Origin of the sequence: Collinsella sp. AM40-7AC, from assembly GCF_003468125.1 — a bacterium.
Taxonomy (GTDB): domain Bacteria; phylum Actinomycetota; class Coriobacteriia; order Coriobacteriales; family Coriobacteriaceae; genus Collinsella; species Collinsella aerofaciens_O.
Map to the genome: position 1 here is coordinate 12,022 of NZ_QSGK01000014.1, position 23,905 is coordinate 35,926.

The 23,905-nt window shown below is 60.8% G+C and carries 18 protein-coding genes and 1 pseudogene; 7 read left to right on the forward strand and 12 right to left on the reverse strand.

The window, feature by feature from the left end:
- Positions 1–462: 462 nt before the first annotated feature.
- The 6 genes and pseudogenes from DW892_RS10670 to DW892_RS09580 form a co-directional block, all read right to left on the reverse strand.
- A pseudogene (locus DW892_RS10670) lies at positions 463–729 on the reverse strand (methyltransferase); the annotation flags it as partial.
- A gap of 327 nt (positions 730–1,056) precedes the next feature.
- Entirely contained in the window at positions 1,057–1,995 is a 939-nt protein-coding gene (locus DW892_RS09560; protein WP_117584186.1) for an FHA domain-containing protein, read from the reverse strand.
- Between the two features lie 3 nt (positions 1,996–1,998).
- Complete coding sequence (locus DW892_RS09565; RefSeq protein WP_117736772.1) at positions 1,999–3,843, reverse strand: hypothetical protein; 1,845 nt, start codon at positions 3,841–3,843, stop codon at positions 1,999–2,001.
- Entirely contained in the window at positions 3,840–4,745 is a 906-nt protein-coding gene (locus DW892_RS09570; RefSeq protein WP_117564927.1) for a hypothetical protein, read from the reverse strand. The genes DW892_RS09565 and DW892_RS09570 overlap by 4 nt, the downstream gene beginning before the upstream one ends.
- Before the next feature lie 245 nt (positions 4,746–4,990).
- Positions 4,991–5,587, reverse strand: coding sequence for a recombination mediator RecR (gene recR, locus DW892_RS09575; RefSeq protein ID WP_089573257.1), 597 nt, complete (start codon positions 5,585–5,587; stop codon positions 4,991–4,993).
- 13 nt (positions 5,588–5,600) lie between these two features.
- Positions 5,601–5,921: a YbaB/EbfC family nucleoid-associated protein gene (locus DW892_RS09580; protein ID WP_006235174.1), complete on the reverse strand. Its 321-nt coding sequence runs from the start codon at positions 5,919–5,921 to the stop codon at positions 5,601–5,603.
- A gap of 349 nt (positions 5,922–6,270) precedes the next feature.
- Here DW892_RS09580 and DW892_RS09585 point away from each other — a divergent pair, with 349 nt between their 5' ends.
- Positions 6,271–6,744: a hypothetical protein gene (locus DW892_RS09585; RefSeq protein WP_117648547.1), complete on the forward strand. Its 474-nt coding sequence runs from the start codon at positions 6,271–6,273 to the stop codon at positions 6,742–6,744.
- 21 nt (positions 6,745–6,765) lie between these two features.
- On the opposite strand, the gene dnaX is transcribed toward DW892_RS09585, so the two are convergent.
- The gene (dnaX, locus tag DW892_RS09590) at positions 6,766–9,246 is read right to left on the reverse strand and encodes a DNA polymerase III subunit gamma/tau (protein WP_158551940.1); all 2,481 of its coding nucleotides are present in this window, start codon (positions 9,244–9,246) and stop codon (positions 6,766–6,768) included.
- Positions 9,247–9,362: 116 nt separating this feature from the next.
- Here dnaX and DW892_RS09595 point away from each other — a divergent pair, with 116 nt between their 5' ends.
- Positions 9,363–10,079 (forward strand): hypothetical protein, encoded by a 717-nt coding sequence (locus DW892_RS09595; RefSeq protein WP_117767210.1) that lies wholly within the window; start codon positions 9,363–9,365, stop codon positions 10,077–10,079.
- 105 nt (positions 10,080–10,184) lie between these two features.
- Here DW892_RS09595 and DW892_RS09600 read toward each other — a convergent pair whose 3' ends face one another.
- The 5 genes from DW892_RS09600 to DW892_RS09620 all read right to left on the reverse strand — a co-directional run bounded on the left by DW892_RS09600 (position 10,185) and on the right by DW892_RS09620 (position 15,496).
- On the reverse strand, positions 10,185–10,844 hold the full coding sequence (locus tag DW892_RS09600; RefSeq protein WP_117640712.1) for a DUF5028 domain-containing protein: 660 nt from the start codon (positions 10,842–10,844) through the stop codon (positions 10,185–10,187).
- A gap of 5 nt (positions 10,845–10,849) precedes the next feature.
- Positions 10,850–11,494, reverse strand: a complete 645-nt coding sequence (locus tag DW892_RS09605) for an ATP-binding cassette domain-containing protein (protein ID WP_117767212.1) — start codon at positions 11,492–11,494, stop codon at positions 10,850–10,852.
- Entirely contained in the window at positions 11,491–12,288 is a 798-nt protein-coding gene (locus DW892_RS09610; RefSeq protein WP_147325193.1) for a hypothetical protein, read from the reverse strand. Before DW892_RS09610 ends, DW892_RS09605 begins: the two co-directional genes overlap by 4 nt.
- 38 nt (positions 12,289–12,326) lie before the next feature.
- Entirely contained in the window at positions 12,327–13,139 is an 813-nt protein-coding gene (locus DW892_RS09615) for a hypothetical protein (protein ID WP_147347922.1), read from the reverse strand.
- A gap of 221 nt (positions 13,140–13,360) precedes the next feature.
- On the reverse strand, positions 13,361–15,496 hold the full coding sequence (locus DW892_RS09620) for a helix-turn-helix transcriptional regulator (protein WP_158567055.1): 2,136 nt from the start codon (positions 15,494–15,496) through the stop codon (positions 13,361–13,363).
- A 437-nt stretch (positions 15,497–15,933) separates the two neighbouring features.
- On the opposite strand from DW892_RS09620, the gene DW892_RS09625 reads away from it, so the two are divergent.
- The 5 genes from DW892_RS09625 to DW892_RS09645 are packed head-to-tail and all read left to right on the forward strand — an operon-like array spanning position 15,934 to position 23,900.
- Positions 15,934–17,787, forward strand: a complete 1,854-nt coding sequence (locus DW892_RS09625) for a serine/threonine-protein kinase (RefSeq protein WP_117767218.1) — start codon at positions 15,934–15,936, stop codon at positions 17,785–17,787.
- Complete coding sequence (locus DW892_RS09630; protein ID WP_070097545.1) at positions 17,784–18,794, forward strand: FhaA domain-containing protein; 1,011 nt, start codon at positions 17,784–17,786, stop codon at positions 18,792–18,794. Before DW892_RS09625 ends, DW892_RS09630 begins: the two co-directional genes overlap by 4 nt.
- 6 nt (positions 18,795–18,800) lie before the next feature.
- Positions 18,801–19,217, forward strand: coding sequence for an FHA domain-containing protein (locus DW892_RS09635; protein ID WP_006235180.1), 417 nt, complete (start codon positions 18,801–18,803; stop codon positions 19,215–19,217).
- Positions 19,214–21,013 carry a Stp1/IreP family PP2C-type Ser/Thr phosphatase gene (locus DW892_RS09640; protein WP_117759858.1) on the forward strand — a complete coding sequence of 600 codons (1,800 nt, stop codon included), beginning with the start codon at positions 19,214–19,216 and terminating at the stop codon, positions 21,011–21,013. The genes DW892_RS09635 and DW892_RS09640 overlap by 4 nt, the downstream gene beginning before the upstream one ends.
- A gap of 16 nt (positions 21,014–21,029) precedes the next feature.
- Entirely contained in the window at positions 21,030–23,900 is a 2,871-nt protein-coding gene (locus DW892_RS09645) for an FtsW/RodA/SpoVE family cell cycle protein (protein WP_117767220.1), read from the forward strand.
- Positions 23,901–23,905: the final 5 nt, after the last annotated feature.

Genomic DNA, 23,905 nt, shown 5'->3' on the forward strand with positions numbered 1-23,905 from the left:
GCCCACAAACGTCCGCGTTTTATACCCATCAAATCCTTTGCCTTTTGTCGTCTAGACTAGAAAAATCGCTCGAAATAACGCAACCGGCCTGCTCGCTTGAAGAAACCTAAGCCCGTAACGTAGATGTGCAAACTTCCGAAACGCCTTGCGCGGCATAGTGCGTATAAACTTCGTCAACCGCCTCAGAAATATCTGAGTATCGCGCCGGGTCAAAATCATACGATGTCGCAGCTATACCCTGCACCCATTCGGAACGCGGATTAATTGAATAGCCACACAGCATCATCATACATGCATCTAGACCTGATTTCCCAAGTATCCGACGTATTGATGAGAGCATCGCGGGTCGCCCCCGCACCATCGTCGTCACCCCTATTAGCAGTATTTACCGTTTTTCTCTAAATGCGTATCGCCACCCTTAAGAATACGAAGTGTTTTATCCAGACCCGATTGTCCTCCATCTCAAACGAAGGGATAAGGAATCTCATCCGGAATCGGCAGTAACGGAGGATTCACAACGACAAGCGAAAAACATGAGTCATCTCTCAGAGGGGAGTAAAGGCTCCCCTCAAGCACCCTAGTTTCGTCATCCAAAGAGTTGATGGCAGTGTTTTTCTTACAAAGGTCGACAACAAAAGGGTTGATTTCTACAGATGTTACATCCATGCCACAGTTGGTAAGTATCAGGCCCTGTATTCTGGGGCCAGAACACAAATCGAGAGCCTTCCGTGCGCTCTGCGGTGTAAGGCGCCAATCTCAGCAAATCTGTCCCACAATACTGCGCTGAAGAACAACACGGAACCCCTGAGCCAAACTCCCCTATACCTTATTAAGGCTAAGACAGGCAAGTTCACGCACCCGGCATATTCCAGAATAACATCCTATTGTTTTAGATGCTCTACAAGCATGAACAGCCGCGAATCGGAAAGATCTTCTAGTTTCGCCCCGACTGACCGCCAAGGGCCAAAATGGCCTCTCCATCCCCAGGCGACCGGCTCTGGCGCGCCGAGGAGTGTCCCCAAGTGCCGGCAGAAAAGGAACGTCCTTAACTGCCGGCTAGAGGGCACCGAAGAGGATGGCATAGGTAGTGGATTCGCCGAGCTTGAGCTCGTCGCCGGGATTGAGCTGGGCGGAACGGCCGGGCTCGACCTGAATGCAAACGCGCGTGGCCCCGTTTACCACCACGGTTCCGTTGGTGGACGACAAGTCCTCGACGTGCCAGATATTTTGAGCATCGCACCAGATATGGGCATGGCGGGCCGAGACATCGTCGCCGACGTCGGTAATATCGCCCTCACCAGTGGCCAGCGCGCCAATCTCAACACCCTGCTCACTCGGCTGAATCCAGCGCGGGGCGCTCACGACAAAACTGTTTTGCACGCGCAGCAAGCCCAAAGGGTGCGCCGGGGCGGGTTCGCGTTCGCCCGCAGTCAGCGACATGCCAAGCGAACGCGGCGTGGATGTGCCTCCGCCGCAGGTCGCGTTCGCGTAGTCGATGGCATAGTTCACCGAGGACCGCACATCCGCCGAACAACCGACGGCGACAAACAGCACCAGCACGACCTCGGCGCGCTCGGCGGGCATGAGTTCCGCCGCCTGGGACAGGCGATCGAGCGCGTTGCGATAGAGATTCGTGTCCTGGTGGCACTCTTCGAGCGCGCGTACCATCGGTTCACCTGCAGGACCGCACACCATATTGATTACAGCCGTGGAGTCCATGGGATTGCGCTGGCGCAGGGCCAGTTGCGACATAATACGCGCAGCCGAGGTACCGTATTCGGCAAAGTAGCGCTGCTGAAGCGTGCCGACCGGCGCGCGAACGATAAAGCGGGAAACCCAAGAGCGATCGGCGGCTCGGCTCTGCGGGCTGCGGCCGTCGGCGAGCGGACGGGACGAAAGCACCAAGCCGCACAGCTCGATATGGCTCAGATGCGCTGCGCGCTTAAAGATGTCAAACATGGCCCCGCATGGGGTGAGCTCAACTTGAGATGCCATGACCTAGGCCTCCTTGGTCGTAGAAATAGAATCGGACGATACTTCGACAGGTCCGCCAAAAGTACGGACAGCTGCGGCTCCACCGGCAAGCGGAGTCGCCATCTGGGCTTTTGTGCGTCGCGGTGCCGAAACGGGAAGTTCAAAGGCAAAGCCCATCGCAAGCAAAAACCACGTAAGCGTATAGGTTGCAACCAGAGCGGCAACAAGGCCGCCCATCACGGCGCGTTGGGAAAATACGCTACATGCAGCCACAACCAGCACCGGAACCTCGCAGGCAGAAAGCGCAAGCACACCCTGCAGGAAGCCCGAGCGCCGATCGCGCGCAAGTGCCCCCGCGGCAACGCCGGCTATGCCTGGCAGCGCCAACGCCAGTGCGGCAATAATACCCGGTAGCGACCCAGACCACACGAGCGATCCCAAAGTCGCCGTCACGCGAGCGCCCGACGCCAGCAGCGCGGCCGAAACCACGACCACAGCCCAAACCACGCCACAGACGACCGTCGCGCCGACCATCAGCGCGCGACGAACCGCGCGGCCAGACGCATCCATGGGGCACGGCGTGAGCGGCTCGCCGCGGAGCGAACGACCGACATTTTGCGCATAGTGGTCACAAAACGCCGAGAGCGCCGCCTCGACCGCCGCCGGCTCGGGACGATCTTTTTGATGGCTGGACAGACAGGCCATCACCACGTCGAACAGCTGGGCATCGACAAACGCCAGCGCATCGCGTAGCTCCTCGGAATCCGGCTCAAGCCCCAGCTGCTGGGCCTGCTCGGCCGCAGCGAGCGCCACATCGGGCTCACGACGAAGCAGCTGAGTCAAATCGCAACCGGGCGCATGGGCACCAATGGGATAGTCGGGCAGCGTGTCCATCTTGAGACGGTAGGGGCTGGCGATGTCGCGCGTCTTTTTGCGCGAACCCGAGGTGCCCGAAGTGCTCGGCGCGGCTTCGTATGGCGCGGCGCCGGCAATGAGCTCGTAAACCGTGCTTGCTGCGGCATAGACGTCGATCGCCGGCGACATACGCAAAGCGCGCAGGTCGGGAATATCGTCGGTGAGCATCTCGGGCGGGGCATAGGCAACCGTCGCGCGACGCAGCGTGGCATAGCGCTCCGTAAACGACGCCTTGCCGCCGGTACCGGCCACGGCCGACGCAGGCTCAAGCGCCAGCGACGAGCCAAAGTCGATCAGGCACAGGTCAAAGGTGCCCTCGGCAAGCTGCCGGTCAAGCGGTAGACGCGCCGTACGCACCATAATATTAGCGGGCGAGATATCGCGATGGACAAAGCCCTCGCCCACCAGGCTCATACGGCAGAGCAGATCGAACAGGTCGCGACCCAGACGCGCCGCCACAAGCGGCGATAGGCGGCCGGCATCGTCCACGGCAAAGCGCGAGCGCAAGCGGGCGAGCGTCTCGCCCTCGACCCATTCCATGACAATTGCAGGCACACCGTCGACCTCGCCCCAGCCATAGAGGCGGGGAAAGCCCTTAAGGCCCGAAAGGGCGCGATGGCATTCGTATTCCTCGCGAAACGCCGCTTTGAACTTGGCGACCAGCGCCTCATGGGCGGCGGCATCGTCAAACTCATCGCACGTTGGCAAGATGAGCTGCTTGAGTGCCACGGCCTCGCCTTGGGCGTTGACGGCACGCGTCACGCGGCCGATACCGCCACGGCGCATGGTGGCATCGTCGGCAAACAGTATCGTAAAACGACGCAGATAGGCAGGCAGTTCGTCCTGACCGAGCGCAATGGCCGGCTCAAACCCGTCGACACGCGCCAGGCGCAGGCCGACCATGGGATCGCGACCGAGCGATTGTGGTGTGGTGGATGCAAGATCGGTCATCATAGGGCAAGCGCCGCCACGTTATTGTTGAAGTTACCGAGCGCGACGTCATCATCGCCGTAATGGCCGACCCATTGACATAGGTTGGTGTAACAGCCCCACAGATTGGCATACTGCTGATACCACTTTGACCGGGGCGAGAATGTCTGACGACCGAACTCGGCTCGAATGACAAACATCTCCCCGACCAGGCTGTCGCACGGCCTGGGATCTCCCGTAGAGTTATAGGTCGAGACCACGTCATTGGCACGAGAAACATAGCCGTCGAGCATGTTGTACTTGGTCACAAGCCAGCTGTGAATGCTCTCTTCCTCAGCAGCGGAAAGGCCACCGGAGTTTGCATCGTTGTCAGTGTTGCCGCCCGTCGAGCCGCCGTTTCCAGACCCTCCGGCAGAGGAACCCGACCCAGAGCCACCGCCCGAACTCGACGAATCCGAGCCGGAGCCAGAAGTATCCGAGCTACCGGGCTTTCCGGACTGCTGGGCGTCCTGCTCCTTCTGCTGCTCGACCTTATTCACCGTTGCCGCCACGCTATTGTTGGACAACCGATCGATGATCTTGGTGTTGGTGAGCACGATGGTTTTGCCATTGGCAAGCGTGACTTCGTTGTCCGGGGCCTCGGCGCCGTCCGCGTCGCCGGTGCCAAACACAATATGCGCGACCACACTTGCCCAAGCATATCCAGTCGTGGTCCCCAGGTCACTTTTGACCTCATGCCCCACGCGCGGTTCGCGTGCGGCATGTGCCTGCATCATGGACGGCACGGTCATGCCATAGGCAGAAACGCCAGCTATGACCAGCACCAGCGAGCAAGACAGCAGTGCGTACGCCCGCGGCGCCAAGCCCAGTCGGCGTCGCATGCGCACCGCGGCGCCGCGCTTTGTCTGAGTGCCACCGGGCCGCATGCGTTCTCCTCCAACAAAAACACGCCGCTCGGGAGCGGCGCATTCATTCGAATCCATATTTGAGTGTATCAGCGAACCCAAAAGGTTGCGCAACGAATGGGCAAATTAAGGATGCGAGTGGAAGCATCCATGCGATAAGCGGATACAAAGCATCTTTGTTGCACAACAAACTTACAGTCGCACGGGGAAATTATGGCTACCCCGTGCGTCGCGATGAAGACATACGGCAGGAGCAGGCTCGCCACCTAAATCGTGCGACGGGCCTCGATGGCGCGCCCAAGCGTAAGCTCGTCGGCATACTCCAGGTCGCCGCCCACGGGAAGGCCGCTCGCCAGACGCGATACCTCAACGCCCAGCGGCTTGATAGTGCGGGCCAGGTAGCTCGCCGTGGTCTCGCCCTCGATATTGGGGTTGGTGGCGATGATGACCTCGTGGATGTCCTCGTGGCCCAAGCGTGCCAGCAGCTCACGAATGTGCAACTGCTCGGGACCAATCTTGTCCATGGGACTGATCACGCCGCCCAATACGTGGTAGAGACCGTGGTAGCTGCCCGTGCGCTCAATCGCCTGGACATCGCGCGGCTCGCCCACCACGCAAATGCGAGTGGTATCGCGCATCGAATCCTGGCAGATGGAGCACTCGTCGGCCGTGGCGTAGTTAAAGCAGCGGCTGCAAAAGTGAACCTCCTGCTTAACCTCCAGGATAGCCTCGGCCAGGCGGCGCGCCTCCTCGGCATCGGCCTCGAGCAGGTAATAGGCGATGCGCTGGGCCGACTTGGGACCAATGCCCGGCAGACGGCCCAGCTCATCGAGCAATTTTTGCAGACTATGGTTGGCACTCATATATATGCGTGTCTTAGAACGGCATGCCCGGGATGTTGAGGCCGCCGGTGATGGCGCCCATCTGCTTGTTGGCGAGCTCGTTGACACCGCGGACGGCCTCGTTGACGGCAGCCATGATCATGTCCTGCAGCATATCGACGTCCTCGGGATCGAGGGCATCGGGGTCGATGGTGAGGTTGACGAGCTCCATCTCGCCGTTAACGGTCACCTTGACCATGCCGCCGCCGGCAGAGGCGTCGACGGTCTGGGACTTAAGGTTTTCCTGCGCGGCGGCAAGCTGCTCCTGCATCTTGCGAGCCTGCTTCATCATTTGCTGCATGTTCATACCGGCCATGATGGCTCCTTTACGTGCGGCCGCGCGACAAGCTGCAAGGGCAGCCGGAGCGCGACGGGACTTTCAAACTCAAAAATCGTACCACGGCGCGGGGCAAGCAAGCGGGGCGGACACGCTACCTCAGTCGATATACATGTCCTTGAGCGTGACGCACGCCCAAGATTATGCAAGGTCGAATTATGCAAGGTTGCATAATTATCTCAAGCTACATCTAGCAGAGCTGGAACCAGGCAGTTTATGCGTAGGGCTACAAGGCTACATGGCAAAATGCCGAGCCGCTGCTCGAGGCGGCACGCATGGCGGCTGGGTATAATTTGATTGTCATAGATGACGATTTGGAGGTGCCCTCGTGAATGTCCCAGCCGTACTCCAAAACATCCGCTCAAAACACCCCGTTGCATATGTGGTTCTCTATCTCTTTGTCGTCTGGGTATTACTGGTTATCATCACCCATGCCATAGCTTTTGGAGCAGAACTGCTGATAGCCAGCTCGGACCAGCCCGTCGTCAAATGGGAGACGACCGATGAATGCACCGACGGAACCCGAACCATTTACTACAACAGCCCGTCCCTCTACCAAGAGTTCAAGGTCAAGATAAAGGACTCCAAGATTGTCGATGCCGAACTGGGCTCTTTATTTACAATCGGAGCAACCGTCAACGCCGAGCAAGTCGAGTACACGGACAGCCATGCGACGTATCGTATCGACCTCAGCATCCTAGGCCGACCGTCACGCGCCTGTCTGCTCGAATGCGATATACGCGGCACCACGTTGCACATGTCCGAAATACAGATGCGCCCGGGCAAGGGGTTCTCTTCTTGAGCAGTATACCCGCCTGCGCAGCTACTCCACCGGCTTGAAGATGGTGGACTGGCCGAAGACGCTGCGGATGAGGGCTTTGGCCTCGTCCTCGGTCTGCGGGATGCTCGGGGCTGCACCCTGATGGCCGAAGGGGCCGCCCGCACCGGAGTTGGACTCCCAGGGAGCTGCAGGAGCGTCCTCCTCTTTGGGGGCAGTTGCAGCGGACTTGGGCGCGGACGCCGCACCCGGCACGTCGAACGGAGGCAGATCGTCCCCACCAGCATCGGCAACAAAACCGCCAACCATGGCATCGTCGTAGGGAACCTGCTCGGATTCCCATGGCGCAGACGGCGCGGCGGGCTGAGCCTTGGGAGCGGACGCGCGCTCGGGCGCTCGGGGCGCGGGCTCGGTCGGGAGCTTGCCCGTGGCAGGAGCGCCGGCGGGGTTGTCGGAGCGCAGCCAGGGGGCTTTGCCCAGGTCAGACGACTTGGGCGCGGGCGAGGCAGGCTTGGGCGCGGGTGTCGGAGCAGCCGGTTTGGCCATGACGGGCTTAGGCGCCGACGGGGTCGGCGCCGCTATCGGTGCTGCTTTTGGCTGCGTCGCGCTGGCGCTCGAGGATGCAGGGGCCGCCGAGGACACGGGTTGCGGGTCCGCAGATACCGCAGCCCGTGCAGATGGAGAATGCTCCTCATGTTGAGGAGCCGGCGTGCCACCCCCATCCAGGACATAGTCGACGGTACGACGACCGAAGACCGCACTGACTGTCGGCAGGACCACCGACTGCGTGTCGGCGCGTCCAAGCATCTTGATGGCAAAGGTCGAGCCCGCGGGGAACGAGACCGTGAGCCTGGAGCCGTCGTCAGCCGTGGCGCGGGCATTGAGCAAAAGCCCCGCGTAGGAAGCCTGACGCGCCTTGACACGCTCGACAACCTCGGCCCATTTGCGCTGCAGCTCTCCGGCATCCTCGACCGCGGGCGTCTCGGCAGTACCGGCGGCGGCAACCTGGGCGGCATTGTTGGACTGGGGCTTAGGTGCCGGAGCGGTGGCAGGCGCGGGAGCCGCAACGGGCTGAGGCGTCGGAGTCGGCGCAGGCTGAGGTGCAGGCGCTGCAGGCTTGGAAGCTGACACGGACGCAGAACGGGACGCAGGCTGGGCAGCCGGAACAGCAGCACCACGGTCCCAAGGCATACCGCCCTGGCGCGCGGACGTAGCAGCGGGGGCAGCGGATGCCGCCGGAGCGGCAGCACGAGCGCCCGAAATTAGCGTCGGCTGTTGGGCAGCAGCGGGTACGGATGCTGCAGGCGCGGCGGCCTGAGCAGCAGCCACGCTCGCCGGCACGGCGCCGTTGGCAACCATGGCCTCCAAGCGGGCCACGCGCTCGGCCAATGCCTCAATCGTTAAATCGGCCTCGGGACGTGCCAGGCGCGTGCAGGCGATCTCGAGCACCAGGCGCACGTCGCTCGCGCCCCTCATCTCCAGTGCGGCATCGTCGAGCACCGTCAGCACACGGGCCAGGCGGTCGGCAGGATGCTCGCCAAAGGCAGCGGCCTCGGCAGCAAGCGCCTCGGCCTGCTCGGAGCCGCCCTCAAACAGCTCGGCACGGGCACCGGCAACGCAGGCAACGTACACGTCACGCACATGCGCCACCAGGTCGCGCGTCAGCTCCAGCAGGTCGTTTCCTTCCTCGACCTGCGCACGGATCAGTCCATAGAGCTCGGCAACATCGCGATCGGCAATGGCGCGGGAAAACTCGCCCAGAATCTGGTCCGAAACCTCGCCTAAAAGCGAGCGGGCGTCGTCCGCATGCACAGAACCGTTGCCAAAGACGCTCAGCTGCTCCAGCGTGGACAACGCGTCGCGCATACCGCCCTTGGCATGGCGCGCCACGATAGCCAGCGCCTCATCGTCGTAATCGAAGCCCTCCTGCTCGCACACGTATGCCAGGCGACGCTCGATATCCTCGTTGCCGATGCGATGGAAATCGAAACGCTGGCAGCGCGAGAGGATGGTCTCCAGAATCTTTTGCGGGTCGGTGGTGCACAGCACAAAGATCACGTGTGCCGGCGGCTCCTCGAGCGTCTTGAGCAGCGCGTTGAACGCCGCCGTCGTGAGCATGTGGACCTCGTCGATGATATAGATCTTGTACTTGCCGCGCACCGGGGCAAAGTTGACGGAGTTGATGATTTCCTCGCGCACATTGTCCACGCCCGTGCGGGAGGCGGCATCGAGCTCGTAGACATCGGGGTGGTTACCCTCGGCAATGAGCTCGCACTCCTCGCAAGTACCGTCGGGCATGCAGCCGCTTGCACCCTCGGCGCGCGCCGCCTCGGCATTGCGGCACAGCAGCGCCTTGGCCAGAATGCGCGCCATGGTGGTCTTGCCCGTGCCGCGCGGTCCGCAGAACAGGTAGGCGTGGGACAGGCGCCCCTCGGTGATGGCGTGCTCGAGCGTCGAGACGATATGCTGCTGGCCCACCACGGAGTCAAAGGTGAGCGGGCGATACTTTCGGTACAACGATTCCATGGGTGCTCCCCCGGGTATACTGAGTCTTGTTGCCGCGGCGGCCATGCGGTCGCACGGCATACTGCATTCCATAATAACCCGTACGGCGAGCCCGCCGCGATAGGAGTCCAAAGAGCATGGCAGACGCAGAGAGCAACCTCGTTCCCTCCGAAGCAGCCGACCAGGTCGAGGTCGCGCTCGAGGAGCAGGCCGCAGCCGACGACGGCATCCTGTACCTCAACGAGTACCAATACGAAAACGACCTCGTCACCGACTTCGCCCGCCTGGTCGCCTCGCCCAGGCGTCGCGGCTCGCTGTATGTCGCCGCGGCAATTGCCGCGCTCATCGGCATCGGCATGCTGGTGGCCGGCGGCAACTGGATCAAGTTTGGCGTCGTCTTGATCGTATTCGGCGCCTTTTTGGCCTGGTGGAGCAAAAACCTGCACCACACCCTCGCCCGCGACTTTATCGACGCCGTTGAGGCCGACGAGTCCATGGGTGGCCGCTATCGCCGCGTCGCCGCCAACGAGGACGGCCTGATGGTTTGGGGCACGAGCGGCAAGTCGCAGTTCTTCCCGTTTGAAAAGCTCGACCACGTGCTCGACGGCGAGCGCATCTTTGTGGCCATGTTCGCCGACCAGGGCGTGACGATCCCCAAGGACACCTTTGTTCGCGGCGATGCCGAGCAGTTTGGCGCCTTCCTTAAGGCGCGCATCAACAAAAAACTCCGCATCGAGACCAAACGCAAGAAGATGAAGGCAGAAAAGGCCGCTGCCGAAGCAAAACAGGCCGACAAGCCCCAGGACAACAAGGGCAAGCAGCGCAAGCAGAAGAAGAACAAGAAGAAGCGGTAATCCGGCCGACACCGAAGGTGCCTCGTCCCGCGCCCGATTCCGAGTCGGAGCGCCTGAAATCGGGCGCGGGTACCGCCGATGGACCCATTTTGCCTAACTCTCGAGCTACTTCACTTCAAACCTTAAGAGCCTTCTCTCTGGCAGATCGGTCATCTTCATCGTATAAGTCCCAGGAAAAGCCTTCTCAAAACGGACGGTCTCGTAACCTTCGAAATAGTCGTTGGTGTTTTGCATCATGAATGGGACAAGCAACTCGTTCTCCGCCCCAACCTGTACAGCAAACGCAGCAGAACCGCCCAGAGCCGGCATTGCCTGCGTTATCAGATCGGTATTGACCACAAAGTCATAGTTTGGCGCAGACTCCGGCACCAAATGCCAAACATACGTTTTGATTCCGCCTTCGACATTGTCCTTATTCCTGACACGCATCTTTACGGCGATAACACACGTGATGTCGGCGTCCTTCAATTTCGTTTTCGTATCCACGATGCCATATTTTGAATAATCATCATGCGCACGCTTGAGATACTCGCGCGGCGTGAGCAGCTCTGCCCCGTCTATGCAAAACGAATACCCGTCAGTCGCCACATCCTTCGACCCCAGAAACGCCCCATCCATCGAGAGCCATTCGCCCTCCGCATAATATTTCTCAGGAATGACCGTCCGGTTCCCGTTAACGACGCTCGCCCTCATGCCCGCAAGGCCAGTAACAGCACAGCCGAAAAGCGCAAGCGCCGACCTTCTTGTCCACAGGGTCTTCTTCATCGCGCTCACGACCTTTCCCGAACTTTCACAACGGCACCGTCGCGCATGCAGTAAACCCGATCGGCCAGCTCCTCGAGCACCTCTCCGTCATGGCTGGACAGAATAACCTCGCGACCCGTTGATGCCGCCATCGCCACAACGCGCTTGAGCATTTCCACGCCCGCTTCGTCGAGGGCATTTGTTGGCTCATCGAGAACAAGCAGCTTCGGCTTTTCCATAATTGCCGCAGCTATCCCCAGACGCTGCTTCATCCCAAGCGAGTATGCTCGGAACTTCTTTTTTTCGTCTGCATCGAGCCCCACGAGCCGCAGGGCAGAGCGAATGTCCTCGCGGGTTGCAACGCCCTTGATCTGAGCAATGAGCTCCAGATTGTCGTAACCAGACAGATAGCCCAGAAAGGAAGGCGCCTCGATCAACATCCCCAGACTCGGCGGGAAAGAGATGTCCGCCCCAAGCCTTTGGCCATCGATAGAGATTTCGCCTTCGGTAGGCTTGATCAATCCGCAGACCGCTCGCATAAGCATGGTCTTACCCGAACCGTTTATCCCCTGAAGACCGACCACAGTCCCAGGGTCAACCTCGATGGACACGTTGCGCAGAACATCGTTTTTGCCCATGCGCTTCGATACGTCCCTAACGATCACGCTCATATCTTGTCCCCCTTTTCTATAAGGTCGGCCCTTCGAAACCACAGTCCGCCCAACGATAGGCATAACGACATAATCACAATTGAAAACAAGCCACTCGAGCCCGCCGCGATTCCATCTTTGACAATTCCGCCCCAGCGCAACAGCATCAAGGCGTTACCCAATAGCGCCCAATGCCGTGCATATGCCGAGCAGATCAGGTAGCTCATTAAAACCACAAACGAGACCGACGGCCCAAGTACAAAGCCAATCACTGCCTGCGCAAACGCAAGCGCCTCGAAAGCAAAAAAGAGACCTGTGAAAAACGGCAGCGCATCCGCCTCGCCAGCTTTGAGAAACCACGGCGCCAAATTAGCCAGCTGAAGCGACTCACCATGAATGACCGCGCTGAACGAGGCGCTCACCATCAAGCTCCAAATCACAACAGAGCAAACCACCACGAGCAGCGAAAATGCCGTTACCGCCGCCACCAAGATAAAACGCGAGACCCACCAAAGGGTTCTTGACCGGCATCGAACAAGCGCTTGCAAACCAAACCCGTGCAACGATTCGGTCGGATAATCGAGTGTTGTATAGAGAATAAGCAGAATGACAAATAGCCATCCTAACGGAGGCACAAACATGAGCCCGGGCCTAGGCTCAAACGGAGCGGATCCGGCAAACACGAGCGCGAGATTATCAGCAAACCCCAAGGCATTCGTCCGAACCCCATACACAGAAGACAAGCCGTAGGCGTACACCAAGTTCGCAACGGTCACTGCCGCAATCGCAATAAAAGTAAGGATGTTCTTCTTCAAAACGGTCCTCAGGTCCGCGGCGACCAGCCTAAACAGCATCAGACCACCTCGCGTCTTTTTAAGAATCTCGCGAAAATCAAAGAAAAGACGAACAGCAAAATGATTTCTGCAAACCCTGCTCGAATGTCGGGCCAGTTATTTAGTGATTCCGACCTGATGCTGTTAAGAATGTTGCAGTTAAAGCCGACGCATGAAAGGACGCTAAAAATCCAGTCGTTAACAAAGTGCCATGCAACCATAATCAGATATGGAACGACCATCGCCTTGATTCTGCTGCGAAACACAACCGACAGACCGGTCACGGCCATGGATAGAGCCCCCAGCGTCACCGCATCGAACAGTGTATAAACCAGCACGTACAACAGAGGCCGGGAATAAAACAGGCCAGAAAAATAGCTATGCAGATAGAGCCCGACGTAAGTCGATTCGTCGACCCGGGGAGGATACGCGGGAAACAGCATTGAGACAATCAGGAAGTTCACGAGTAGCGGAATAGCCGTGACCGCAAACGCAGAGAGGAAAGCAGACAGCATCTTCACGTTCACGTATGCATTTCTAGAAACACGTGTGCAGATCTGCGCCTCGTAACCGCTCAAACGCTCGGACAGGCATGACCACGACCCGGCCAGCATGGCAAGCAACGGCAGCGCATAGAAAAACACTGATGCCGATAGCGGTGCATTTGCACTCACAACGATCCAGTTACCAAAGCTACTTTCACGCGTTTGGCCGAGGTATGCCTGGGCTTGCAAACCAACGCCATAGCCAAGCGATAACAGCTGCTTGCGCTCAGTCTCGAGCGTCCACCATGCCTCAATGGCAGCCGCCATCGAAATTGCAGTTGCAACCATAAGGGTCAACGCAAATATAGGATTGCCAAATATCTTGGATAACTCGTGCCGTAATAGATTTCCATTCAAGCGACATCACCCTCCTATTGGCCAGGCCGAGCAGCAACGCTCGACCCGGCCCTAATCACAAGCGGTTAATGATGCGTCGGCGCACGGCAACCTTTGCATGAATAGAGAATGATGTCTGTAAACACCCGCTATTGAGTTAATCGCTCAGGCGTTTACACGTTATCTACCTGCGATAACAATGAAACAAGCTCCGCTTTATTCTTGATCCTCAACTGGCGGTAAGATGCAGACCGCAGTGCTTGCACCGTAGATGCAGCGTAACCGACGTCCTCCGCAATAGCCTTTGTCGTTGCGCCCTCTGCCGTCATCAGCAAGATTTGCGACTGAACATCGGAAAGGGAGCGCGACGTAAGCAGAGCCAGCTGGCGCACGCGGGCCGTTTCGGTGGACCCGTTCGCGCGGTACTCCAAGACAGCCTTCTCGTCCTCAACCGAGCGGGTGAGCGCGATGTGCGTGACTAACATGGGCGCAGACCAGCAGACGATCACCGTTGCCACGACGACATTGACAGCCGAACTATGCCCCAACAACGACGCGAGGAACAACGGCTCGTAAACCGTCAGATCCTGCGCCATATTGAGCAAGACGACCCAAACAGGAGCCGTCGCCCCGAAGCAAAGCATCCATATCCCAAGCATTTTGCGCTGCGGACAGCTTCGCAGCACCTTATATGTGAGCAACATCCCCATCAGCACCGCAAGCCCGTGGATTCGCCCCCTAGCGGCCGCATAGATTAAGGCAACCATGCCCATTGACACCAACGGCACGATAGACCGGGTACGAGCACGCACCTTAAACGGACGCAGCTCAACGGCGAGCGAAGCCATAGACGCCACGCCGCAAACCAGGACTGGCACGGCCATCAACGGATCGCGTATGCACCTCCATGCCGCGATATAGATAAAAGACCATTCCACAGCAGATAGCATCGCCCATACGTACGGGCTTCCGAGCCAAATCGCTTCACCTGCTCTATCCAGCGCAGCGCCACGATTCGCTTTTCCGCCCGCGTAGCATAGCGACAGAAGCAGTCCGAGGCCCAATGCGTAGCTTAAGAGGGAAAAGGCGACAGCCCGCGAAACACCGGACCCCCAATCGCTATCCGCCATTACCAAGGGCCCCGCCGCAAGGAGGATAAAAAATAATGTGAGCAGGTATCGAAACAGCCGGCGCGTTCGAGCTGATGCCGCCATATCGTCAGCATGCCGCTGCGGCAGCTCATGCCCTACAGTATCGCCCTCACCCGCAAACAACGCCACGAGCTCGCGTGAGCCCGCAACCGATGCCTTCCCGTATGCTCGGTGAAGCGTTGTTCTCACCGTCGATGGCTTCGTATCCGTCTCCTTGGCAATTTCCGCCGGCGTTTTCCCTTTGAGCAGCAGTCGAACAAACTGCTCTTCTCTAGGCGACAGGGCAGGGGAAAACACCCCCGCATCGAATGTGTCGGACGCACAGGCGATATCCGAATTGTTGTCCCGTTTCCCCCTTAGCAACATGCATACGAAGGCAGCAGCGATAACGGACCCCATCGCCAGCAATGCAATGACCACGGCATCGCTTGCGAAGTATGCCGCCTCAACAGCCGGAACAAGGCCAATAGGGACTGCCACGAGCGCAGAACGGGCAAACACGTCGCGCCGCCCATGGCCAAAGGCACGAGGGCGGCAAAACAGCGGGGCCACAGTCAATGCGAGATAGACCAACGGAATTAAAAGCGCAAGGCCAATTGACGCAGCCGAAACAGAGGGTATCCCCCATGGCTCGGGGACAATTCTCCATGAAACTCGACAGCAAAACAGCAGGCAAGACATGACGGCTATTGTTTCTGTAAAAATCGCGTCCTGCGGGTGACGAGTTTCCCTTTCGTCAGTCCGTGTCGACCTCTGCGTCAAAGGAGAGTCCGCCGTGCCCCAAATAACATATGAGAGGAGCAGCGACCCAACAAAGCACGAGACACACGAAACGCCATGTAACAACCAAATCGGTGCAAACACGATTGGAATAGAGTCTCCGCGAGCATAGAAAGCCAGGTCGGCCCATTCGGGAACCGTTGCAATAACACCAAGAAAAACGCCGATGGCACCGAGATGCCTCGGCCTTCTCATTCCCCCCTTGCATAGCGCAGCACCATGAACAAACGCCGCGAGGCATGCGCCCAGGATAACGAGCCAGGGCATTGCACCTGACGCCAGGCCGATTGAAGATGAAAACCGGTGATAAGGGGTGACCGCCATTACGACAAGCGCAATGGCGCAGGCAGATGTAGCAGAACGGCGGGAAAAAAGCATATGGCCTCCATAGCGTGTCATTATATCGCCCGAGCCGCTCGTTTATCTCTGTTCCCACACCAGCCAGCATCAACGATTCAGGCGAACTCCAATCCGAACCAGAACACGGTCCAGCTTTTGTCCGCAGTCCCCGCTCCAAAGCGGGATGTGGTTTCCTTTTGGACGCCGGTTCGGAAAGCGCATCCCGTTCCAGGGCAATATTCTGGGATGCAGTTTCCGCAGCCCACCCCATTTGGAAGGCGCATCCCATTATTTGGCTGAAAACTGGGGTGCGCTTTCCGAACGAGCCGAAACGGCCCGAATCGATCGGACCACCTCATCCCCGTTTCCTCGCCATCTGCCCGAGCGTGCTACACTAGCAGCATCTATGCCACCGCGAACGGCTCGGCTCCGCGCCCGCCGCTCGCAAACGAACTTTAAACGCACGAGGGTTGGCCATGCCGCTTTTCTCGCAACATACCGCCCGGTTCTCGCCGGACGTTCCTTTGGAGGGCACCAGCTCTCGCGAGCTGCTCAAGCGGTACCAGCCGCTCGAGACACTTGCGACCGGCGGTTTTGGCTCCATCGAGATCTGCCGCGACACGCACCTGCGCCGCCGCGTCGCCATTAAACGCATCCCCCTTATCAACGGTGCCGGCATGCCCGCTAGCGACATCATGGATGTCCTGCGCGAGGCGCACACTGCCGCCATGCTTCAACATCCCAATATCGTGCAGGTCATCGACTTTACGCACGATACCGCCTATGCCTACCTGGTTATGGAATATGTCGACGGCATGTCGCTGGCCGAGTTTTTGCATCGCGTGGACGGCCATTCGCTCACCTTTGACGAGGCCGCGGCCATTGCTGATGCCCTGGGCCAGGCGCTCACCTTTGCCCATAGTAATGGCGTGCTCCACCTGGACATCAAGCCCGCCAACGTGCTCATCGACCACTCGGGCAATGTAAAGCTCACCGACTTTGGCATGGCGCGGCTGTCGTCTGCTGGCGGCTTTGGCGGCTCGCGCGGCGGCACCATCGGCTACATGCCACCCGAGCAGCTCGACATCGAGACCGGCACGGTTGACGAGCGCGCCGATGTCTTTGCCCTTGCCTGTGTGATCTACGAGGGCCTGTGCGGCAGCGCTCCCTTTATGGCCGCCACGCCCGGCGACTCGCTCGGCCGCATCATCGGCGGCGCCACCTACCCCAGCGAGCTCATCCCGCATTTTCCCCCGGGAGCCGAGGCTACGCTCATGAGCGCCCTCTCCCCCATGCCGCAAGACCGCCCCAACAGCATCGAGGCATTTTGCGACCAGCTGCTCGCCGGCTTGGGCAGCGTGCGCGAGGGTCGTCGCAGCTTGGAGCAAATGGTTGGCGAGCTTTCGGATGACGAGCGCGCGGCAGACGGTATCAAGCCATCGGCCTACGAGGACGACACCATCGAAGTCGACCCCGCACTCGGCTGGGCGGGCACGCGCTGGAGCCATGCGCGCGACTACACCATGCGCACTATCTCGGCGCTAACGTGCGGCATCTTTAGCTTTTTGCTGATGCAAACGGCCGGAGTCGCGGCGCTTCCCGGCCTGGTCATTGCAGCCATCGCGATCGGAGCGGCGGCTGGCCTGGCCCCCCAGATTGGCTCGGCCATCTCGGCTGTAGGCTTTTTGGTGCTCATGGCCAACGCCACCATGCAGGCACAGGGCATCCTGTCGATGCTGCCCGTCGCGGTGATCTTTGCCGCCGCCATGTCCGGTTGGTGGATCGCCTGGGGTCGCACCGAGGCTGCCGCGAGCGCCGCGCTCACCTGTGCACTCGCGCTTGGCTGTCTGACCGGCAATACCTTCCTGGCAGCTGGGGTCGCCGCCGGCGTCGCGTCATTTTGGCTCGGCCCGGCAAGCGCCGCCGCGGCAACGGGCATGGGCGCGCTTTTTGCCCGTCTGGCCACGGTCGCGCTTTCAGCCGGAGGCGTGCTGGGGCTCGGTAACGTTGCCGCAGCGCTGGGAGACCCGCTCCTTTGGGCTGCCTTTGTGCTGGTCGCGGCAACTGCCGCAGCGTCATCCGCGCTGCTCAATGCCCATGCCAAGCGCGCCGATCAGGGCTCAAACCTTGCCGCAATCGCTGCCATCGCTGTCACCGGCATCGGCTGCGCAGCGGCGTCCTGTCTTGCACACCATATGGAAATTGCCGGCCTTGCAGCCGCGGTCGTCGCCAAGGCGGCGGTTGCGGGAACCCTATCCTCTATAATCGTTGGGATATGCCTATATTTGCTCGGATACCAAAGAACCTATACGGAGAGTGATCTTTCGTGAACTTCCTGAACATCTTCGAGGACCACGTGGCCGGCATCTTCGGTGCCACCCGTGCCCCGTTCTCCTTTAAGAAGCTTGCCAAGCAGGCCGCTCGCGACATGGAGGATCAGACTCTGGTGATTAATGGCGTCAACACGGCGCCGGCACTCTATACCATCCTTATCGCCGCCGACGACGATCCCATGCTCGCCCCGTTCTACCCCGAGCTTTCGCGCGAGGTCCGCGAGTTTGTGAAGGCGCAGGCCGAAAAGCGCCGCTATGTCTTTGTCGGCGAGCCCCTCGTGCGCTTTATGATCGATCCGCAGCTGCGCGCCGGCAAGTTCTCGGTCTTTGCCGAGAACGTCGATGCCCCCACGCTCGGTCGCCTGTACGAGGAAGAGCGCGCCTATCAAAACGGCCTGGGCCAGAACAACTCCGCGGCAAGCCGTGCCGCCAGCGCCCCGCGCGCCGGCCAGCAGCAGTTTGCTGCCCCGCAGCAGCAGCGCCCCGCCGCCATGCCCCAGCAGCAGCCGACGCCTCGCGCCGCCGCTCCCGACCCGCTTGCCGTGGCAGATCCCTTCGCGCCTAGCGTCCCCGACCCCGCCGCTCCTATCCCGGTGCCGCAGACCGTCTCGCGCGACGCGCTTGCCGGCATGGGCGGAGCCGCCGCGACCGGTGCCGCCGTGGGCCTAGGCGCCGCAGCCGGCATCGCCTCCAACATGGCGAGCACTCGCGCCCCGCAGCGCCCGCTCGCCCAGCTCGTCGACGTCGTGAGCGGCGAGAGCCATAGCATCACCTCCGCACAGGTGACCATCGGTCGCGAGCGCTCAGTTTCTGACATTGCCCTGCGCGACCCCAACGTGTCGCGCCGCCACGCCCAGCTCACCTTTACGGGCTCGGATTGGTCGATCGAGGACCTCAATTCCACCAACGGCACGCTCGTCAACAACCGCCGCATTACACGCTGCCCGCTGCGCAACGGCGATTTGCTGACGTTTGGCCTGAGCACCTTTGAATTTAGGGGATAGTCGCTTATGAACATCGATATCGTCCTTTTTGCAGGCCGCATCGTCCTGGTCGCCCTGCTCTATATCTTCCTGTTCGCCGTCATGAAGACCGGCGTGGGACTCGTGCGCGGGCAGCGCCGCGACTCGGCTATCTGGACGATTGATGTGGACAAGGGTCCGCGCGGTATCCGCGGCATCCACGTAGACATGCTCGGCCCCGTCATCGTCGGTCGCTCGCCATCTTCGGACATCTGCATCAACGAACCGTTCGTCTCGGCCTCGCATGCGCGCTTTTCGCTGCAGGGCCCGGCGCTCATCATCGAGGACCTCAACTCGCTTAACGGCACGCTCGTCAACGGCCGCCAGCTCGTGGAGCCCGCGACGCTGCGTGAGGGCGACGAAGTCCAGATTGGCGACGTGGTCATGAAGGTGAACCGTCGATGATCGACGAGGAGAACAAGTCCGCAACTATGACCGAGGCACCGGCCGCCGCCACAGCTGCGCCGGCCCACGCCGCTCCGGCGGGCTCCGCGCCCGTGGAGCCCGAGGACACCGTGTTCTCCCTGCCTCTTTCGCATGTAACGCATGATATTTCGGATCTCGCCGATAACGAAGACGAAGAGGATGCCGTAGCGGCGCCCATCGGCGCACATGCTGCGGAACAGCCCACAGCGCCCGAAGCAACCCCGGCGCCGGCTCACTTTGCAGAGCCCGTCGCCGCGGCAATCAACGAGAGTGCTGCGGTGTTTGCGGCACCCGAGCCCGCCGCGCCGGCGTTTCCCATAGCCCCGGCATCCGAGGTTGCGCCCGCGTCTACGCCGGCGCCCAAGCCTATAGACGTCAGCCAGCAAGACGACGAGTCGACCGCCCGCGTGTCCGAGGAGCCCGACTCCCCGGACACCGGCGATTCCGAATCAAACGCCGAGACCGACACCATCTCTCCCGGTGACACAGCCGAAATCGACGTTGCCGCCGTTGAGGCCAAGCTCAAAGACCCCGGCTCGACCATGAGCTTTGAACCCCTAACCGAGGAGCGCATCGAGACCGACTCGACCTATGATGCCGGCACCACCACGCAACTCATGTGGGGCGCCCGCTCCGACGTTGGCTGCGTGCGCCCGCACAATGAGGATTCCTACCTGGTGCAGTCGCCGCTCTTTTGCGTATGCGACGGCATGGGCGGTCACGCTGCCGGCGAGGTGGCCTCTTCTATCGCTGTCGAGACCATCGCCAAGACAGCTCCTCAGTCTGCCGACGCCGCACGCCTGGCGGCAGCCGTCGAGGCCGCCAACGCCGCCGTAATCGAGGCTGCCCTGAATGGCCTGGGCAAGCCTGGCATGGGTTGCACAGCCACTTGCGCCTATATCGAAAACGACACGCTCGCCATCGCCCACGTGGGTGACTCTCGCGCCTACCTGCTCCACGAGGGCACGCTCATCCGCGTGACCCGCGACCACTCCTACGTGGAGGAGCTCGTGGACGCCGGCGAGATCACGGCAGATGAGGCTCGCGTCCACCCCAACCGTTCGGTCATCACCCGCGCGCTGGGCTCGGACCCCGCTATGTATGCCGACCACTTCACTCTGCATATCGAGGAAGGCGACCGTCTGATCCTGTGCTCCGACGGCCTTTCGAGCATGATTCCCGATAGCGATATCGAGAACATCGCCACGCAGTCCTCAACCGCGCAAATCTGCGTCGACAACCTAGTGGACGCGGCGCTTGCCGCCGGCGGCCACGACAACGTGACCGTAGTAGTCGTTGACCTGGTTGACGATGGCGTTATGCGCGAGGCGCAACGCGTGCGTCGCCGCAACGTCACCATCGGCGTCGTCTTAGGTCTCGTCTTGGTGCTGGCGGCTTCCATCTGGGCCTACACGGGTGTCACCGGCTCGTACTACCTGGGTACCTACCAGGGCAATGTCGCCGTCTGGCGCGGCCTGCCCGGCAAGCCACTCGGACTCAAGCTCCACTGGCTCGAAAGCGAAACCAGTATTAAGCTGTCCGACCTGCCCGAAGACACGCAAAACCGCCTCAAGGCGGGCATTCCGCAAACAAGTGTCGACGATGCGCAGGACACGATATCCAAGTACCGCCACCAGATCGACGAGGAGCAGACCCGCCAGGTGATTGACGCGCAAACGATTCGCGACAACACCAATCAGGGATCGACCTCCGAATCAGATTCCGAGAAAACCGCCGAACAGTCCGCCGAGGCCGAAGCCTCCGAAAAGAACTAGAAAGGGAGTGCCGCTTATGAGTCGCCGCAACACCGAGCTGCTCTTGCTCATCGCCTCGGCGTTCCCCGTCATCCTGCTGTATGCGATGTACGTGCTCACCGCGGGCGCCGCCATCTCCTTTGAGACGCTCGCCGTGCCGATCGGCCTCTTTGCCGCCTTCGCCGCGGCACATATCGCCGTGCGCATCTTGGCGCCCGGCGCCGACCCCGCCATCCTACCCATCGTATTTATACTTTCGGGCATCGGTATCACGTTCGTGACACGCCTCGCCCCCGCTCTCGCGATCTCACAGCTCATCATCCTGTTTGTCTCGGTGGCCCTGATGGTGGGAACGCTCGCACTGGTCAAAAACCTCGACGTGGTCATGCGCTACAAGTACACCTTTGGCATCATCGGCATCATCCTGCTGATGCTGCCCATCTTTATCGGCACCACGATCTCGGGCTCCAAGCTGTGGATCCGCATCGCGGGCTTTACCATCCAGCCTGGCGAGTTCGCCAAGGTCTTTATCGTGCTGTTCCTGGCCGGGTACCTGGCCGAGAACCGCGAGCTGCTCTCCATCTCCAACCGCAAGATCCTGGGCTTTAAGATCCCTCGCCTGCGACTGCTACTGCCGCTGTTTGCCGTGTGGGGTGTGTGCCTGCTCGTCGTCGTCTTCGAACGCGACCTGGGTTCGGCCGTGCTGTTCTACACCATCTTCTTGCTGATGCTCTACGTTGCCACGGGGCGCTTTTCGTACGTCATCATCGGCCTTGCGCTCTTAGCCGTTGGAGCTGTGGGCGCCTACAAGTTCCTGTCTCACGTTCAGGTGCGTTTCCAGGTTTGGGTCGATCCGTTTAAGGACGCCCAGGGCCAGGGCTACCAGATCGTCCAGTCGCTCTTCTCGCTTGCCGATGGCGGCCTGGTCGGTGTTGGCATCGGCAACGGCATGGCCAACAACATCCCCGTCGTCGAGTCCGACTTTATCTTCTCGGCTATCGGCGAGGAGATGGGCCTTTTGGGCGGCGGCGCCGTGCTCATCCTGTTTATGCTCTTTGCCGTGCGTGGCCTCACCACGGCTGCCCGCGCTAAATCCGACCTTGCCGCCTTTAGTGCCACGGGCCTTACGGCCGCCATCAGCTTCCAGGCCTTCTTGATCGTTGGCGGCGTAACCCGCCTGATCCCGCTGACCGGCGTCACCCTGCCCTTTATGAGCCAGGGCGGCTCCTCGCTGCTGGCGAGCTTTATCATCGTCGCGCTCCTGCTGCGCGCCGGTGACGAGGCGACCGGACGCGAGGCCGAGCTTACCGGCACCGGCACCATGGCCGCCATCACCGATGATCAGGTCGCATCTGCCGCCGCCCCGACGGGCACGCGCTTTTCCACCTCGTCTTCCTACGGCAGCGGCAGCCATTCCGTCGGCTCGCGCATGCGCCGTCGCCTGCTCGACACGCCTGAATCCGGTGTGCTCGGCCGCGTTGCGCTCGCCAACCGTCTAACCCGCGCGGTGCTCGCCTTTACGGCGCTGTTCGCCATCCTTATCGGCAACCTCACCTATGTCCAGGTCATCAAGGCCAAGGACTATCAGGACATGCCGACCAACAACCACACCATCGCCCGCTCCAAGTACATCCAGCGCGGTTCCATCATCACGTCCGACGGCGTGACGCTGGCCGAGTCGCTGCAGCAGGAGGACGGCACCTACGTACGCTCCTACCCCAACGGTAACCTGGCAGCGCACGTGGTTGGCTACGTGAGCCAGCAGTATGGCACCACCGCCATCGAGAGCGTCATGAACGACACGCTCACCGGTTCCAAGGATTACTCCAGCTGGAACAACGCCATCGCATCGCTCGCAGGTCAGACCCAGCCGGGCAACACCGCCAAGCTCACCATCGACTCGCGTATCCAGACGGCGGCCGAGCAGGCACTCAAGGGCTTTAAGGGCGCTGTAGTGGTCATCGACCCGCGTACCGGCGCGGTGCTCGCATGTGCCAGCTCGCCCACCTACGACAACACCAACATCGATGCCCTGCTGCAGACGGGCGGCGGCGAGGACGGCTCCATGTACAATCGCGCCATGGACGCGCTGTACACGCCGGGCTCAACGTTTAAGGTCGTTACGCTTTCCGCGGCACTCGAGACCGGTACTGCCAGCCTTACCAGCACCTACCAGGCGCCCGGCTCCATGGACATCGGCAACGCACCGGTCACCAACTATGCCAACGAGAGCTACGGCACCATCAGCCTGCAGCAGGCCTTTGCCGTGTCCTCCAACGTCGTCTTTGGCCAGGTGGCAAACGAAGTTGGCGCAAACACGCTCGTGCAGTTTGCCAACGCCTTTGGCTACGGCCAAAAACTCGGCCAGGACCTGACCTCCGCGGCCTCCATCATGGCCGACCCGTCGCTCATGACCGAGTGGGAGACCGCCTGGGCCGGCGCCGGCCAGCCTGTCGGCATGGACCACACGCCCGGCCCGCAGACCACCGTCATGCAAAACGCCGTGATTGCCGCCGCCATCGCTAACAGCGGCGTGGTCATGGACCCGTACTTTGTAGCCCAGGTACTCGCCCCGGACGGAACCGTGGTCAAGACCACGCAGTCCCGCTCGCTGGGTCAGGCCGTCAGCTCCACCACGGCCGACCAGGTCAAGCAGGCCATGCTTGCCGTCGTCCAGTCCGGCACCGGCACCGATGCCCAAATCCCCGGCGTCAAGGTCGCCGGCAAGACTGGCTCGGCCGAGACCGGCGGCACCAACGTCAACTCGATGTTCGTTGGCTTTGCACCTTACGATTCACCCACGGTCGCTATCTCGGTGGCCTTAGAGGATTACGACAAGCATGACGTCAAGGCCGCCAAGATCGCCGGCATCGTCCTGACCGCGGCGCTTGCCGCACAGGGAGCGTGATGCCC

What these genes read in the sequence shown, in the direction of transcription:
- DW892_RS09605 (WP_117767212.1), bottom strand. Translation starts at nt 11,494, where the DNA reads ATGAGCGTGATCGTTAGGGACGTATCGAAGCGCATGGGCAAAAACGAT.
- DW892_RS09640 (WP_117759858.1), top strand. Translation starts at nt 19,214, where the DNA reads ATGATCGACGAGGAGAACAAGTCCGCAACTATGACCGAGGCACCGGCC.
- recR (WP_089573257.1), bottom strand. Translation starts at nt 5,587, where the DNA reads ATGAGTGCCAACCATAGTCTGCAAAAATTGCTCGATGAGCTGGGCCGT.
- dnaX (WP_158551940.1), bottom strand. Translation starts at nt 9,246, where the DNA reads ATGGAATCGTTGTACCGAAAGTATCGCCCGCTCACCTTTGACTCCGTG.
- DW892_RS09560 (WP_117584186.1), bottom strand. Translation starts at nt 1,995, where the DNA reads ATGGCATCTCAAGTTGAGCTCACCCCATGCGGGGCCATGTTTGACATC.
- DW892_RS09565 (WP_117736772.1), bottom strand. Translation starts at nt 3,843, where the DNA reads ATGATGACCGATCTTGCATCCACCACACCACAATCGCTCGGTCGCGAT.
- DW892_RS09580 (WP_006235174.1), bottom strand. Translation starts at nt 5,921, where the DNA reads ATGGCCGGTATGAACATGCAGCAAATGATGAAGCAGGCTCGCAAGATG.
- DW892_RS09615 (WP_147347922.1), bottom strand. Translation starts at nt 13,139, where the DNA reads ATGGTTGCAACTGCAATTTCGATGGCGGCTGCCATTGAGGCATGGTGG.
- DW892_RS09620 (WP_158567055.1), bottom strand. Translation starts at nt 15,496, where the DNA reads ATGCTTTTTTCCCGCCGTTCTGCTACATCTGCCTGCGCCATTGCGCTT.
- DW892_RS09570 (WP_117564927.1), bottom strand. Translation starts at nt 4,745, where the DNA reads ATGCGGCCCGGTGGCACTCAGACAAAGCGCGGCGCCGCGGTGCGCATG.
- DW892_RS09645 (WP_117767220.1), top strand. Translation starts at nt 21,030, where the DNA reads ATGAGTCGCCGCAACACCGAGCTGCTCTTGCTCATCGCCTCGGCGTTC.
- DW892_RS09600 (WP_117640712.1), bottom strand. Translation starts at nt 10,844, where the DNA reads ATGAAGAAGACCCTGTGGACAAGAAGGTCGGCGCTTGCGCTTTTCGGC.
- DW892_RS09625 (WP_117767218.1), top strand. Translation starts at nt 15,934, where the DNA reads ATGCCGCTTTTCTCGCAACATACCGCCCGGTTCTCGCCGGACGTTCCT.
- DW892_RS09635 (WP_006235180.1), top strand. Translation starts at nt 18,801, where the DNA reads ATGAACATCGATATCGTCCTTTTTGCAGGCCGCATCGTCCTGGTCGCC.
- DW892_RS09595 (WP_117767210.1), top strand. Translation starts at nt 9,363, where the DNA reads ATGGCAGACGCAGAGAGCAACCTCGTTCCCTCCGAAGCAGCCGACCAG.